Consider the following 14,940-nt stretch of genomic DNA (forward strand, 5'->3'; position numbering starts at 1 on the left):
GCTTATTAACTCGTCAAGATATTAAACCATTTGTGTTTTATATGCTTCCAATCAAATTGTTTTACATGTGATCTGGCGTTATTTATAATCAACTCACTACGCTTTTGATTTTCAAAAACCTCCAGTATTGCTTGAGTCATGGCATCAGAATCATCAGGCTTAACTAATAACCCAGTAGATTTATCATCTATAAGATAAGGTATCCCTCCAACATTGGTTGACACGACTGGCAAACCTAATGCCATTGCTTCGATGACACTCACTGGCATATTATCAAAATTTGTAGTATTAATGAAAATGTTATAGTCTTTAGAGCGTTGTATCCAATCTTTTTTATTCAATTTTCCCGGGAATTTCACATTTAAATCCAGCTCATCATTTAATTTCTGCATTGTTTTAAGAGTCCCATCACTATCAGGACCTATCATACATAAATCAGCATCAGGAAACTTTGCTTTGATAGACTTAAACACCTTCAATGCCAGTTTAGGGTTATATATTTCCGAAAAGGACCTCACCCAAAGTAGTCGAATGCCATCATAATTTCGTTTAGTGAATGGGTAATTTTCAATTTCAAAAGAATTAGGGATGTATTCAATATTAGTATAACCAAGATTCTCAAAAGCAGCTTTTAGATATAAGGACGGCGAGACATTACATTTGGAATGATTAAAAATCATACGACTTATTTTAGGATGAACTGCTATCCGTTCAGGCAAGTTTCCACCATGCAAAATTGGAATATATGCTAGACCTAGCATTCGACAAAGCTGACTAATGACAAAGGCATAATAAAAATTATAAGTGCTATAAGTATCAATTAACACAAAGTCTATTTTTCTGAATAACACCAAGCAAGATTTCACCATATCAATCAGTCGAAACACCTTATTTTGTTTAGAAGACGCATAATACATGATGTACCCTTCTTTTTCAAGCAAAGCTCCTAAGGTTTGAATACCAGACGGATTAGACTTCTTGTTCCTTAAGTTGTTTCCTATGTATAAGATTTTTTTCATTAACTACATTTAGAAGCGTAAGTGAATAAATAAAGGCTGGTGCTGCTATTCGCATTGAAGAATGATTAATTGTAGCAAACCAAAAACACAAAAACGCATAAAAATAATAATTACCCTTACTTGTAGATCTATAACCAATAGGCTTTACAATTAGAATGACTAAAATAATAACACCTAATATACCATGCTCTGCTAAAATTCGGCTCACCTCACTATGTGAAGTAACCCCTTGACCTTCTACTTCAATACGTTGATCTTTTGCTCTACTAGAACCAATACCAAAAAACGGATTTGATATAAAACCAATCATTTCTTTCCTAAATAGTTCTCCTCGTCCAGTGGTTACATCCTTTTTTTCTCGACCTAAATGATCTTTATTAGTATATCTCAAATCAATATACCCATCAGTTTGATTAGAACTTATAGCCCAAGTTGCAGTCATAGCAAGGCAAAAAACAACAAAAATAACCACAATATTATTTTTACGCTTTTTTGATAGCGTGAAATAATAGATAAATAGAAAAGCTAATATGGTTAAAATAGCCGTAATTACTCCACCTCTACTAAACGTTACGATAGCCCTAAATGCTATAGCACAAAATATTGTAGTGTTTAATATTTTGAGACGCATTGTAGGTGATTTTGTAAACAATCGCGCCGCAAAAATAAACATACCTAAACCTAAAACTGTAGCCACTTGATTAGCACCCCAACCACCAGATGCAGCTCTGTTAGATGTTGTTCCTGAAAGCACATCTCTAACTGTTGGATTATAAAAATAAATATACACAGTGTTAGCTACAATGGGCAAAGCCATTAGAAAGAGCATTTTTGTAACCTGCTTAATTGTGACACGTTTATCATAAAAAAACAATGCACAAAACCCCAAACAAACGGGACCACTTAATACAAAAGCAATATTAGTTCTGAAGTTGGCATCAAAACTTAAGGTTGTTGAGGCAACAAATATTGAAGGAATCAAAAGCATTAAATACAAAAAGTAGGGATACCCTCTACCTGACAAGCCTTTATAGAACATTCCTATTGACGCAAATAGAATGACAAGGTATTTTACTGCTTCATAAGCAACGGCACCTCTGGTCATTCTAAATAAAACTTCGGCTCCTACAAAGTAACCACAGGCATAAAGCACTTCAACAGTTTTTCTGCTGTTAGGTGCCATGATAATTCGGCTAAGAAAATAAAATAATGCCGCAAAAAAATAGATTTTTGATAGTGATTCATTGAAATATATGAGCATTCCAATAAATACATGGAGTATTATAACACTTATGTAAGTTAAATTTGTTTTCAAATTTGATTAAATAATACTTATCCTTTTGCAACTATAACTAAACTTATAAAAAGAAGGTCTATCGCTCTACGAAAATATCTTTTTATAATCATCTAAAGGAAACTTATAGTAATAACTTTTAGAAATTGTAAATAAAACAAAATGAATCATAAAGATAGGCACTAACGGTCTTGAATATTTCAAGAATGAATCATATGTTTTATTTGAGTAATTACAAATAAGAAAAGGTATGGTGTCTGGATTTAAATAATTTTTATCAACACTCTCTTTATCAGGAGTTTTAGCTTCATTAAACGACTTATAATGCACATTTTTATGCTCTCGTAGCAGCTGATACAATTCAATCACGGACAGTGGTGTTGTTTCATCTTCATAATAAAATAAAGTGCAATATGATACATCAATAAGTACCCACTTATTTAATTCTTCACAAAACACTTCATTAAATGAATGACCTCCATATTCTTTATTAAAAGGCGCTCGTGTTACTCCCCATTCTCTAACTTTTATACCATTAATGACGCAAAAATTATTGAAAACCTGAACAATATCACTACATACACCTCCCTTGCCTTCAAGCATTATTTTAAGAGCTTCATCTGAAGGCACACTTAAACCCGGTCCTCCTTTGATATTATTGGCCAGCCAATTGCTTAATTTTTTAACTACTTCTAAATCAGTATCAGGTTTACCATCACTAAAAACAGAAGTGTTTACTTGATGAAAGTACTCAGGAATATCCGCCTTATCATTAACATAATTATAAGTAAAATCTTCTATTTCACTCACATTAGAATTCTTAGATAATAATCTGAATCTTGTTAAATACAAGAAGGGATGACGTTTGAATGTCCAAAGTATTTTTTTAAAACTCATCAACAGAAATTAGATCAATAACAAAGGCTAAAAATAGAATTTTTTTTTAGTTACACCTAATAAATCAGGACTTTACAAATTTATATATAGGTTAATTTTATAAGATTCTAACAGCAACATGCGCATAATAATTTTTTGCTGTCTTTGTACCTGCTAAAACTTCAAAATCTACGTTATAGGATTTACAATAATCTTCAAAAGCTCTAAACTCATGGAGCATACTTGAAAATTCATCAAAAATTACAATAGACCCTTTTTTGAGTATGCTATGTGACATCGTTAACACAAAAAGTGTTGACGAATATAAATCGGCATCTATATTAATAATTAAGGTACTATCCGATTCGTAAGCATCCATAAATGACGGATAAGTATCTTGAAACAGTCCTTTATAAAATGCCACTCGTTTATCATCTATTTGTGGCACTTGTCCTTGAGTATCAAAGGTTCCTTTTTCTAATCCTCCTGTAAAATTATCCCAACTTTCTGGTAACCCACTAAAGGTATCAAAACCATGAAAAAGCGAAGCTTCATTTGTATTTAACTGCGTCCAATACCTAATACTTTTTCCTTTAAACACTCCAAATTCCAGATAAGAAATAGGGCCATTATCTATACTTTGATTTACAAAATCATACAATTGAGTTCTGCTTTCTAAAAATTTGCTTTTAGCGCCATAGGTTTTATGAAACGCATGCAATTTTGGCAACCAAAATAAATATCTGAACTTTTCAGAATCAGGAATAATCTTAGATAAGATAATTTTAAACTTTGTTGTTAACTTAGAATTCATTAATTAATATTTAATCATTTAAGTAGACTATATCTTTTTTTAAATAAAACCACAACCAGCGTTTAGCGACAACAGATGCTAATTTTGAAAATCCGGCTTTTTCTATACCCTTAATAGAACTTAGATTATTTTTATCTACTACAATATATACTGGTTGCCCTTCTGTTTCAATGACCTCTTTAGCAATTTTATTAATTACATATGGGTAAATTGACTGACCTCTATGGCTTTTTACTGTCATACAATCTCCTATGACTGGTCCGCTTTTTTTTACTGACTTAAGTAAAAATACATTTGAAAACAAAAAACTCTTATGCACGATTTTTCCTGAATCCTTTATGTAATAACAAGTTTTCTTGTTTGTTTTAGGCAATTTATCTATCTGATAATTGGGTACAGCTGTGTTAAATGGTTTATAATTTAACATTTGGTAAATATAAACATCTATGAAAATAACTTTGAATCTTCTGAGTATTTTTTTCATTATTTAAACTTTGCCAGCACGACAGATATTTTTGATTTATAAGGTTTTAAGTACGTATCAAAGAAACGAAACAATTTAAAATAAAATGGTTTTAAAATAAAATGATAGTGAGGTGATTCAAAATTGATAGTCTCGGCTCCAAATTTTGATTTAAAATCTTGCACTCCACGTGAACCTCCCATAGAAATATTATAACCTTTAGAGCCTAATTTAAATGACTCCTTTATAATTTCCCATTGAAGCATATAACCCAATTTTATATCGGGTTTATGTCTTAATACACCTCCAGTAATATTAGTTATAAAACCTCCTGATCGTACAAAAATACCTGAAGCTTTCACCTCACCATCAACTTTACAATTGACAACATAGGCTAATTGTTTTTCAATTAAACGCAATATGGTTGGCTTAAAATCTTTAAAACTTCTTACGCTATAATTGGCTTGTCTGGCATTCTCAACAATAACCTCATAGCCTTTTTTAATTTCTGAAAGCTCTGTAACGAAATTTGCTTTAGCATTTTTATTATAAGGCATTCTTACGTTTCGTCTCACTTTGGGTGTAAGCTGCTCTAGCAAGTTTTCTGGTTCTGAAAATCCCTTAAAATCTACCCAATTAATACCATATGAACTATAGACATAACCAAACAATTTTCCTTCATTGAATATTGTTTTTAGAAACTTTACTTCGTTAGGATGATACACATGAGATTTAATTATCGGTTGAGATGAAATAGGCACACTAAGCTGGAGGTAACAACAACCTCGTTTCATTGCTCGATTTTTTATGGATTTACAATGCCCTTCAAAATGGGTTTCATATCCTGACTGATATATTAAACCGTGAGGAATAATATAAAATTTAAAAAATAAAACCTTCGGAATAACAGCAGCAAAACCACCAATAATTTTATCATCTTTTAGAAAAAGACCTACTTCAAAATCAAAGCCATAAGACGTGTAAGATTGTATCCAATCGGATAATATCAAATGACTTCCTTTAGGGTTTTCAACGATAAACGCATCCCATTTTTCCAGCCATTTTTCATCTTTAGTAAATATCAATTCCATCACCTTACTGCTCTAAATATAAAGTCGTCTTCATTTTCAATAGTTATAGTCCCATCAGCATCACTATCAAACCTAACATTTTCAAGTTTACCCATATAATTAACCAATTCATTAAATGTAGGATTCCATAGGCGTTTGGATGCTATCATTTCAGATATATATTTAAAACAAGCAGACACCTCTTTATCAATACTAATGCCGTCTTGAAACAATTTCCCCTGATGATAATTCATTGGTGCTGAAAAATAAGTATGTGCGATAAACACACCGCTTTCAGCAATCAACATATCAATATTGGCTTTGCCAAGCGCCATTTTGAAATCAATCATTTCAATGGTTTGAAACACTTTAAAGGGCATTCCGTCTATTGAATGATTAAAAAATAAAGGCGTGTATTTGGCTAAAGGGTAAGTTTTCTTTTTGTTTCTATTCCAAAATAGAAAAACTGGTGCCAGCAAAGCGATTAACTTCACCAGATTGAAAACAAATTTAAAATGTCTATCGAAACTTACTCTTTTTTTACTTGTTTTGACATACTTTGCTATTTTCCGATATAAAATTAATCCTTGATTATCAGTATAATAATGAAAGCAAATTGCTTTTATTAATTTCGACATTACCGATTTGAAGCCCAAGTGTTTAATCCCGTTATAATAGGTTCCTAAAGTAAAGTGCTTAGGATTCACCTGGTTTATAACACCAATTGCTGCAGTTCCAGAATCTAAATAATTCCAGAAGTGTCGAACACCTTTCTCTTGCATTTGTCGTGTATATTGCGGCTCGATATCGTCATGATTTTTATAAGCTGTAAAATTATATGGTTGAAAGCCATGATCTATCCAGGTTGGTATATCCTCTATTGGTGGCTCAAAGTTTTTAACATCTTCACAGGCATCTTCTATGGGTTTTATAGATTGTGACAACGAATGATATGCGAGTTCATGATTATCGTTTACCCATGCGTTGAACTCATCAGCATTGTGTTCCCAGGATGCAATCTCTTGTCTTTTTGAATAATGATATAAAAAAAAGCCCTTGGTCAATTTTATATCATGTGTCCTAAAAAAAACACGCTGTTCTTTTAGGTTTTCAAGCGTATCAAAATCACAATGATCAGTAAAACATGCTATTGCTGAAAATGGAATTTTGGATCGACTAACTTCCAGCGCTGATTCCTTTGGTAATAAAAACCCAAGCGAAGTCAGCACATTATCTGAATTGCTCTGTACGATGTGTTTCGTATTATCAGCATCGTAATTAACTATTGGCCCAGAATTATACGGATTAAAATGCCACAACAATACTGAAGTTTGTTTCTTTTGATATTCCCAAATTCCGACTTGTTGATTGGCCTGAATTAATTGACCACTATCTAACTTTAAAATTTTAGGCGAATACCAGTTAGAAAATCCGCCATGATTTATCTCTTTCCACTTATAATCATGATTCCTGAAAAAAGTGATATTGCAGTTAAATTCAACTTTCAGTGTAAAGGAAGCTTCTTGGACTGCAAAATCATCAATAATGATCTTGTGCTCATGAACATGAGTAAAACTCAAACTCTTACTCGTATCTGCATATAAAAGCTGTATGGATTTGATCATGAATTCAGACTGTGAACTTCTTTAATTGGTTAGGAATTAATAGACTAATGCTTTAGTTGAAATACAAAACTAACACTTCTAACATACTCAAAAGCAAATTACGAGAAAATCTCAGAAACTTATATTCGAATTTGAATAAATAACATGCTTAAACTAATTAATAAGCTCATTTTGTATTCTATTATTATAATGCGAAAAGGTAAATTTCTTAATGGTGTCCCGATGACTAGTGAGCATAGCAATATGATCTTCTGGTGACAAACTAATAATGCTTTTCAGTGCTGATACAACACTTTCGACTGAAATTGTATCCAATAAAAATCCGTTTTGTTGATGTTTTACATAATGTGAAATACCTGACACATTCGACACCACTGGAATACAACCAAAATTCAGGGCTTCGGCTATGACTTTGGGGAACCCTTCAGAAGCCGAAGGCAATACAATGGCATGCGTAGTCTTATAAATACAATGAACATCTTCTCGTGATACAAACCCATGAAAAACAACATCAACCTCTAAATTATCAGTCATTTTTTTATAAATGTCTTTGCGCTTGCCATCTCCTACAACATCTACTTGCTGTATCATCGCTTTTTCTTCAGCAGTTAAGTGTTTTAAAGCTTTAATGAACAAATCAAGTCCTTTTTCAGGTTCAAGGCGTCCTACAAAACATAAACTAATAGTTCCTTTTGTAATGGTCTTATTTTGAGCAATCAAATTTCCGTTATGAACTTCTTCTATTGTTAAACACGGATTTTCAAAAGTCAGGCAATGCTTAGGTTGATCTGGCCATTGTCCATTAATAGTCACAGTCCTACTTTGTTGCTTCAATACCCATTTCTGAAATCGATAGGCTAAAGGCGCGTGTTTCTGATTCCAGTTTCCAGCATACTTAAACCAACCTGGTTTAGAACTAAACACAGTTAGATACGGAATAACAAACACACCAATTCCTGTAGGTGCTCTAAACTGAAAATAATCACTGTCTTTTAAATGATATTTAATCGTTTTAATGACTTTGGGTGCTTGTTTTACTATTGCAAATTTGTCAGTAAAAGACGATCCTCCTACAGCTTCAATAGGAATAAATTTTATCTTATCTGAAGTGTATGGCAATGCACTTGGCGGAACTTCTACATCATGCAACATGGCGATATGTCTAATCTCATCAAATACCGATACCAAGTGATTGATTTCGGTCACAGTTGAGCCTAAACCAACAATAGTACCATTGGCATTTTTATAATGTTCGGTATGTGAAATAATGGTTAATACCTTCATTCCAATAAGTCTATATAGCGTTTAACAATTGTACTCCAGTCATGAGACTTTGCCCAGGATGAGGCTTCAGACTTAAATTTAGAAGTATTATTTAAAATTTCAGTTATTCCATCTATGAATTGTGCTGAATCATCTACATCTATCAACATACCTGAATGATGTGATTTTATAGCATCTTCAATACCACAACCTTTAGAGCCAATTGCAGGAACTCCCATAGCGTTGGCTTCTAAAATAGCAATCCCAAAACCTTCTACATCTCCTGTAGCACTTTCGGTACTTAACATGACGAATATATCTGTGGCTGCCAGGTATTGCCGTAAAGTCTGGTCATCTACGCTCCCATGAAACGTAATATGGCTTTCAACATGACGTTGTTTTGCCGCTTCTAAAAACACATCTGCCTCAGTAGGAATTCCGATACAGTGATAATGCAAATCAGGATACTGCTCTATTAATCTGGGTAAATGCCTAATCACATTTAATTGCCCTTTTCTAGAACTCACACGACCAACAGTTGTCAATACTGGCTCGCCTTTTAAACTTGATTTCGAAATCGGTTGATTCCATTTTGAAATCTCAATACCGTTGGGAATTACAATAACATCTTTATTAAGGTGACGAACTAAAGATTTTGTATAGTTTGAAACCGCGACGATACAATCAAATCGCTTAAGTGACGTGTCAATGGATTTTTTCAGTATTGAAGATTTAAAATTCACTTCAGTACCATGAATAACGGCTAATGTGTTTCGGTTGAAAAAAAGGCTAAAGAACGCTACATTCCACAAAGAAAACTTACCTGTAGCAATAACATGTGACGCGTTATTTGCAAACTTAAATGTGAGCCAAACACGTTTCAAATACATGAAAATTCTGAAGTCGTATTTTTTTATACGCACTACAGTAAAGCTTAAAGCAGTATCAAATTGATGCTCGGCCTTACCATCATCAGAGCGCTGATCGGCAATAACCGTAACATCACAATCTTGTTGTTGTAAATGCACTGCTAAATTGTAGGCATGATTTCCTATCCCACCAGGTTGTGGTGGAAATTCGGAAGTTACAATAACAATATGTCGCTTAGTCTTACTCATTATAACGTTTGTATTAATGCGCCTTCTTTGAGCTTCTTAGAAGACAAGTTCCACGACGTTATAACCTGATAACACACTATCGGTAAAATCAAAATGCTTAGTATTAAGCCAAGTAATAATAAGGGCTTATTTTTTTTAAACTGATATGGGAAAATTGAAATAGGCACCATTCGCAGCAAAGCTAATTTTGCGGCTTTATTGCCGTAGTATTTCCTAAAATAATACAACACGCTTGGTATTGGTCTTGGTGCAAAAAACTTAGAAGGTCTGAAAGAATCCCAACTTCCCATTTCCCGCAATCCACCTGTACCCGCTTTGACATCTATACATGATGCTAAAGGGTTCGAAATGCTTTTAATGCCTTCCAGATACAAGCGCATACCGAATTCACCATCTCCCATCCGTTGCTTTTCAAATTGTCTATCAAATAACCCAACAGTATTAAAAACCGATTTGTAGAGCATCGCATTTCCTGTCGCAAACTGAGATCCTACAGCAAAAAATGAACGCGATTCTGGAATCTGCTGACCTTCGGGATAAAAAACACCTGCTGATACTTGAGCATTAAAAAAATCTAAACACTTCAAATGCATTCGTATCCAGTCTGGTTGTATCCTCACATCATCTTCAGATAAAGCAATAAACTGTCCTTTGGAAGTTTTTATAGCGGTATTCCTTGCCAGCCATAATGCCTTTTCTTTTTGTTGTATGACTTGAAAATTTAAATTGAAGTCTTTATAGAATGCTGCATTAAAGTTGTCTGACTGATCTACAACAATAACTTCGAAATTTGGATAATCCTGTTGCTCTAAATCTTTTAAAACATCGGTTAAATAGTCATATCTGTTTAAGGTCGGAATAATAACACTAACCAAAGGAGCCTCTTCAATGAGCTTTGATGTATAAGCTTCCCAATCTTGATAAGATATTGGAGATTTACTATTTTTAATTTGATTGATATTTCTAGTGCGATACCATGCTGAAATTTCTTTAAAAGGATTATGAAATGACATCAAGCGTACTAATAACACAAATAAGACCCAAGCCGAATGGAAATACTTTCTGATAAAACGATAATTATCTCTTAAAGGTACAGCGCTAAAGCTATCATAAGTTGACGCATTACCAATATATCCTTGCTGAATGGCTTGCCATGAGACATCATAGGCTTTAGCTTCTTCAGAGTCAAATCGGTCATCAGGTTGCAATTGTTTTAATACGTTTTCTGGTAATTCGTCAGGCTTCGGAAATATTGATGTACCTGCTTTTGTATAGCGTTGAAAATAATGAGTGGGCTGTAAATATTTTAAAAAACTAAATAACATCAGAATGATTTTGGAAGTGCGCTATTTTGGCTAACCCCTTTTAAATACTCTGGATACGCTTGTCCTTTAGGTATTAAAAGTAAATGACACTTTCCTCGATCGGCAATCATCTTTCCTGTTGTAAGTTGTTCTCCTGTTTTAAGATACCACGCCTGATAATTTTGAGCATTACACCAATCTATCATAAAGTCTCCTGAAGCTTCCATGCCTAAATGTTCAACATCGTGCATTTCTATAAAGAATGTACATTGGGTTTGAGTCGCCAGTTTCTTAGCAGCTTTCATAACCAAAGTTTCGGCGCCTTCGACATCAATTTTCACCAAATCGGGTTGTAAACCATAATGGTCAAAAATAGAGTCTAAGGTTACTGTTTTTACATCCATAGAGGAATTCATAGATGAAGCTGTTTCAGCATGAGAAGCATACATACTGCCTGCTGCGCCTGCTCCAATGGTATAAAATTTTACAGTATCGTCAAGTGTATCTCCTACAAACGCTGTCAAATATTGTGCTCTGCTACCTAAGCTATTTTGTATGATGTTCATCGCTGCTTTTTGTAAAGCTTGTGGATTAGGATCTACAAGAATAATTTGTCGATTAGGATCTTGTATTAAGGCTAGCAACGCTGTGTATCCTATATTAGCTCCGACATCGTATATAGCAGAATGGTGTTTTGTGAGATAAAACCACCAGGCATCATCTTGATCTGCTTTTGCTCTTAAGGTTCCTTGTAGTAGTTCTAATGACACACCACAAAGTTCTCCTCTTTTATATTTTTCCTCCTTGGGTTTTAAAAAATAATACAGTCGTTTAAGTATTTTTTTTACACGCATTGAATAGGATTTAAAAAACTATTGGTCTCAGCAGTTGAAGATATAAATTATTTATAACCAACAGCAACTAAATGAGCTGTTTTTATCGGTCTGTTTTCAACACCTTTAGATTGAAATCTATTTATGATATTTCCTGCTACCGATTTAAATAAGGTTAAGGGGTTACTTTTCTTAAAACTTTTTAATCCCCATACTCTATACTTACCAGTTGACACGGCATACCTTACCTCGACTTTATCAAAATATTTTTCTAAAACAGATTGCAATTCCTGTTTGGTATAATGTCGTACGTGATCTGGGTTTTTATCCGGACCTTCATTTTTAATATAATCGCCGTTAGGTGTTGTAAAATAAGCCCAACCGTTTTTCCTAATGACTTTAGCTATGTTTTTCACAAAAACATCGTCTTCTACAACATGCTCTATAACCTCAACACAAACTACAGCATCATAAGATTCATCTTCTAAAGTAGACTTTGTCATATCCTGAATTACCAACTCAGTAATGTTACTACGCTTTTTTTGAATTGACGATAATATATTATCAGTAAATCCCAGATTTAAATCCTCTTTTGTACCACTTTCCTGAGGTACATCTAATAAAGTAATATCAGCTGGTAAGTTTATGGTATATGGCGATTTGCGTCCGCCAACATCCAGTACAGATAACTTTGAAGTATTTTGCTGCGACTTCAATAGGCGCTTAATATCATTTCTAACGGTCAATAAATGCGTTGGCATTATTGGGAAAGTAGCCCATCGCATAAATTCATACTTTGTCATGCTTACTTGTTTAAAGGTCAATATTAGAGTTTATTACTGAGGAAACATCAACCATTACCCAAAATTACATTTTCAAAGCACAAATCATAGAATTAGTTGCTATAAAATTCTAAAAATAATGCAGTTTGCTTTTCTACATTAAACTCATTTCGCACACGTTGAATAGCGAAATCTGCCATATGTTGCTTTTTTTCTGAATCAAGATTATGCAATTCTAGAATAGCTCTGGCCAACGCTTTAGGGTTTCGTTTTGGAACGACTAAGCCTGTTTTTTCATGTAATACGTTTTGTTGTAATCCATCGGCATCAGATACCACACAAGGTAATCCTAAAGCCTGAGCCTCTAAAGCAGCATTACCAAAGCCTTCCTGAATACTGTATTGAATATATAAATTGGATTGCTTAAGAGCCTTTAAAACTTCTGTCTGTGACAATTTGCCAGCAAAGGTAACATGATCTAAAATTCCCAGTTGATAGGCTGCAAAAACTAACCGTTCCCGCTCTTCTCCATCACCTATAATTGTAAATTTAAAATCTATATTATCCGATTTCAGTAACGCTAAAGCTTCTAACACATAGTTTAAACCTTTAACCCAGTGCAAACGCGAAATGCATAATATCTCTAGATTTTCTTTGGCTTTAGTTGTGTGATCACCAGATGCAAAGAGATTGATATCTATAGCTGGAGTTATAACATGAATACGTTCTTCAGAAATGTGATTAGCTATAAGCGTGTGCTTCATTTTTTCTGAAAGCACATGATATTTGACCTTTTTAGAGAATAAAACCTTGTAGCAATTTTTGTGTTTCAATGGTGATAAATATAAATCAAAGCCTCTGAAGCTAACAGCCATTTTACAGCCAATAGCTTCTGCCACATTTTCTCTGCTATTAGCAAGCATACCATAACCAAAATGAAGCCAATCCAGATTTTGATTTAATAAATACTGATTGAGTAGTAAGTTTTTTATCCGATGTTTAAAAGGCAAACCATCTGCTTTATCTAAATTATAATGTTTCAAACTACGTTTAGGATGCAAACAAATACACTTCAAAGCAGCAACACAACTCACAATAGTTTTAGATATAAAACCGTTACCTAAACTGGGAGCGGAGACGATTTTACATGATAAGTTTTGAGGTACTTCTGAAAACGTATCCACATATAAAGTCACATCAAGTCCGTTACTTTGCAACCCTTTGATTTTGTTTCTAAAAAAGGTTTCAGAGTAACCTGGTATTGAAGATAACACAATACCAATTTTTAAAGAGGATTGTGTGTGTTTCATTTGTATTGATATAGGTCAAACATCCCTTCAACCATTAGATTTTCAGTATGTTGTTTTTTGATTGTTGCTAAAGCATTATCTGTTAGGTTCTTGATTTGGGTTTCAGACATCAGGCTAATCTCTTGTATTTTTTTAGCCATTTGCTGGACATTACGAATAGGTACAACAAATCCATTCTCACCATCGATTACTGCTTCTTCCATACCTCCACAATTTGTTGTTAAAACTAACTTTTGAGCAGCCATTGCTTCTAAAACGACATTAGCGACACCTTCTTCAGTACTTGGTAATAACAGCAAATCGGATGATTTAATAAGTTGCTGCACTTTATGAAATGGTACGTGATTGATGCTAATCACATCATTTTCTAAACCTAACTCTACAAGCTGATATTCCAACTCCAAATTTAAGCCTCCAACTATGGTATATGTAAATTTAAAATTTTGATCTTTAAGTAATTTAAATGCATCAAGTGCATAACCATATCCTTTTTTCCAATGTGGTCTACCTACAGATATTACATTAAATGTATCGTCGTTTTGCGAAGAGGGTTCCATTTCAGTTGTATTAAAAACATCTAAATCTAATCCGCTATAAACCACTTTAATTTTATCTTTCTGTGCGCCGTATTTCTGAGCTTCTTTTGCAATAGCTTCGGATACCGCATGAAACGCATCAACATTTGGGAAATGCGTTCTATAGACCTCAGCCAGTTGAACATCTGCAATTGGTGAATAATTAATATGTGCGCCTCTTAAACTAACAATCAGTTTCATGCCGAATGCTTTAACCCAGTCCCATTCATGAATCCCTTTAGCCCATTGCACATGAAATATATCTGGCTGGTGCCAAAGTACTGGATAGCACTTTACCTTATCGTACATACCTGTTCTGTTATTGGTCTTTAATATCGCATCAAGTTTTTGTTTGTCTTTAGATCTAAATAATGTGAGTAGTACACTGTAATACACTAAATAAATTCCTTTTTGGATACGACCAGACTTATAGCCTTTTATCAAAATATTGCTGCGATAATTGGGTTTCTTTTTTACTCTTCCGAATAATAAAATTTCACAATTTTTATGTGAAAGTCCTTGGATTAGACGTTCAATAAAAGTCGTACTTGGAATTTCACCTGAATATATTGCTATTTTTAGTTTGTTATTCAC

General features: G+C 33.6%; 14 protein-coding genes. All 14 read right to left on the reverse strand.

The genetic code is table 11. The features are described 5' to 3' along the window. Window positions 1-5: 5 nt before the first annotated feature. Window positions 6-1,019, reverse strand: coding sequence for a glycosyltransferase family 4 protein (locus H7350_RS11580; protein WP_204346090.1), 1,014 nt, complete (start codon window positions 1,017-1,019; stop codon window positions 6-8). After that, window positions 970-2,202, reverse strand: a complete 1,233-nt coding sequence (locus H7350_RS11585; protein WP_235989338.1) for an O-antigen ligase family protein — start codon at window positions 2,200-2,202, stop codon at window positions 970-972. Before H7350_RS11585 ends, H7350_RS11580 begins: the two co-directional genes overlap by 50 nt. A 198-nt stretch (window positions 2,203-2,400) precedes the next feature. Beyond that, on the reverse strand, window positions 2,401-3,210 hold the full coding sequence (locus H7350_RS11590; protein WP_204346091.1) for a transglutaminase-like domain-containing protein: 810 nt from the start codon (window positions 3,208-3,210) through the stop codon (window positions 2,401-2,403). Window positions 3,211-3,307: 97 nt separating this feature from the next. Then, entirely contained in the window at window positions 3,308-4,003 is a 696-nt protein-coding gene (locus H7350_RS11595) for a TylF/MycF/NovP-related O-methyltransferase (RefSeq protein WP_204346092.1), read from the reverse strand. 10 nt (window positions 4,004-4,013) lie between these two features. After that, window positions 4,014-4,487, reverse strand: a complete 474-nt coding sequence (locus H7350_RS11600; protein ID WP_204346093.1) for a hypothetical protein — start codon at window positions 4,485-4,487, stop codon at window positions 4,014-4,016. Further along, window positions 4,487-5,557, reverse strand: a complete 1,071-nt coding sequence (locus H7350_RS11605) for a GNAT family protein (protein WP_204346094.1) — start codon at window positions 5,555-5,557, stop codon at window positions 4,487-4,489. Before H7350_RS11605 ends, H7350_RS11600 begins: the two co-directional genes overlap by 1 nt. Further along, window positions 5,557-7,161 carry a hypothetical protein gene (locus H7350_RS11610; RefSeq protein ID WP_204346095.1) on the reverse strand — a complete coding sequence of 535 codons (1,605 nt, stop codon included), beginning with the start codon at window positions 7,159-7,161 and terminating at the stop codon, window positions 5,557-5,559. The genes H7350_RS11605 and H7350_RS11610 overlap by 1 nt, the downstream gene beginning before the upstream one ends. A 153-nt stretch (window positions 7,162-7,314) precedes the next feature. Then, window positions 7,315-8,445, reverse strand: a complete 1,131-nt coding sequence (locus tag H7350_RS11615; RefSeq protein ID WP_204346096.1) for a glycosyltransferase — start codon at window positions 8,443-8,445, stop codon at window positions 7,315-7,317. Beyond that, window positions 8,442-9,542, reverse strand: a complete 1,101-nt coding sequence (locus tag H7350_RS11620; protein ID WP_204346097.1) for a glycosyltransferase family 4 protein — start codon at window positions 9,540-9,542, stop codon at window positions 8,442-8,444. The genes H7350_RS11615 and H7350_RS11620 overlap by 4 nt, the downstream gene beginning before the upstream one ends. Further along, window positions 9,542-10,867 carry a glycosyltransferase family 2 protein gene (locus tag H7350_RS11625; protein WP_204346098.1) on the reverse strand — a complete coding sequence of 442 codons (1,326 nt, stop codon included), beginning with the start codon at window positions 10,865-10,867 and terminating at the stop codon, window positions 9,542-9,544. The genes H7350_RS11620 and H7350_RS11625 overlap by 1 nt, the downstream gene beginning before the upstream one ends. After that, the gene (locus H7350_RS11630; protein WP_204346099.1) at window positions 10,867-11,700 is read right to left on the reverse strand and encodes an FkbM family methyltransferase; all 834 of its coding nucleotides are present in this window, start codon (window positions 11,698-11,700) and stop codon (window positions 10,867-10,869) included. The genes H7350_RS11625 and H7350_RS11630 overlap by 1 nt, the downstream gene beginning before the upstream one ends. 47 nt (window positions 11,701-11,747) lie before the next feature. Continuing rightward, window positions 11,748-12,482, reverse strand: coding sequence for a class I SAM-dependent methyltransferase (locus H7350_RS11635; protein ID WP_204346100.1), 735 nt, complete (start codon window positions 12,480-12,482; stop codon window positions 11,748-11,750). A gap of 92 nt (window positions 12,483-12,574) precedes the next feature. Next, window positions 12,575-13,771, reverse strand: coding sequence for a glycosyltransferase family 4 protein (locus tag H7350_RS11640; protein ID WP_204346101.1), 1,197 nt, complete (start codon window positions 13,769-13,771; stop codon window positions 12,575-12,577). After that, the gene (locus tag H7350_RS17140) at window positions 13,768-14,940 is read right to left on the reverse strand and encodes a glycosyltransferase (RefSeq protein WP_204346102.1); all 1,173 of its coding nucleotides are present in this window, start codon (window positions 14,938-14,940) and stop codon (window positions 13,768-13,770) included. Before H7350_RS17140 ends, H7350_RS11640 begins: the two co-directional genes overlap by 4 nt.

It is taken from the genome of Psychroserpens algicola, assembly GCF_014526325.1.
Classification (GTDB): domain Bacteria; phylum Bacteroidota; class Bacteroidia; order Flavobacteriales; family Flavobacteriaceae; genus Psychroserpens; species Psychroserpens algicola.

Coding starts and splice junctions, on each gene's coding strand:
- H7350_RS11595 (WP_204346092.1), bottom strand. CDS start 4,003: ATGAATTCTAAGTTAACAACAAAGTTTAAAATTATCTTATCTAAGATT.
- H7350_RS11590 (WP_204346091.1), bottom strand. CDS start 3,210: ATGAGTTTTAAAAAAATACTTTGGACATTCAAACGTCATCCCTTCTTG.
- H7350_RS11605 (WP_204346094.1), bottom strand. CDS start 5,557: ATGGAATTGATATTTACTAAAGATGAAAAATGGCTGGAAAAATGGGAT.
- H7350_RS11585 (WP_235989338.1), bottom strand. CDS start 2,202: ATGGCACCTAACAGCAGAAAAACTGTTGAAGTGCTTTATGCCTGTGGT.
- H7350_RS11615 (WP_204346096.1), bottom strand. CDS start 8,445: ATGAAGGTATTAACCATTATTTCACATACCGAACATTATAAAAATGCC.
- H7350_RS11620 (WP_204346097.1), bottom strand. CDS start 9,542: ATGAGTAAGACTAAGCGACATATTGTTATTGTAACTTCCGAATTTCCA.
- H7350_RS11625 (WP_204346098.1), bottom strand. CDS start 10,867: ATGTTATTTAGTTTTTTAAAATATTTACAGCCCACTCATTATTTTCAA.
- H7350_RS11640 (WP_204346101.1), bottom strand. CDS start 13,771: ATGAAACACACACAATCCTCTTTAAAAATTGGTATTGTGTTATCTTCA.
- H7350_RS11630 (WP_204346099.1), bottom strand. CDS start 11,700: ATGCGTGTAAAAAAAATACTTAAACGACTGTATTATTTTTTAAAACCC.
- H7350_RS11600 (WP_204346093.1), bottom strand. CDS start 4,487: ATGAAAAAAATACTCAGAAGATTCAAAGTTATTTTCATAGATGTTTAT.
- H7350_RS11635 (WP_204346100.1), bottom strand. CDS start 12,482: ATGACAAAGTATGAATTTATGCGATGGGCTACTTTCCCAATAATGCCA.
- H7350_RS11610 (WP_204346095.1), bottom strand. CDS start 7,161: ATGATCAAATCCATACAGCTTTTATATGCAGATACGAGTAAGAGTTTG.
- H7350_RS11580 (WP_204346090.1), bottom strand. CDS start 1,019: ATGAAAAAAATCTTATACATAGGAAACAACTTAAGGAACAAGAAGTCT.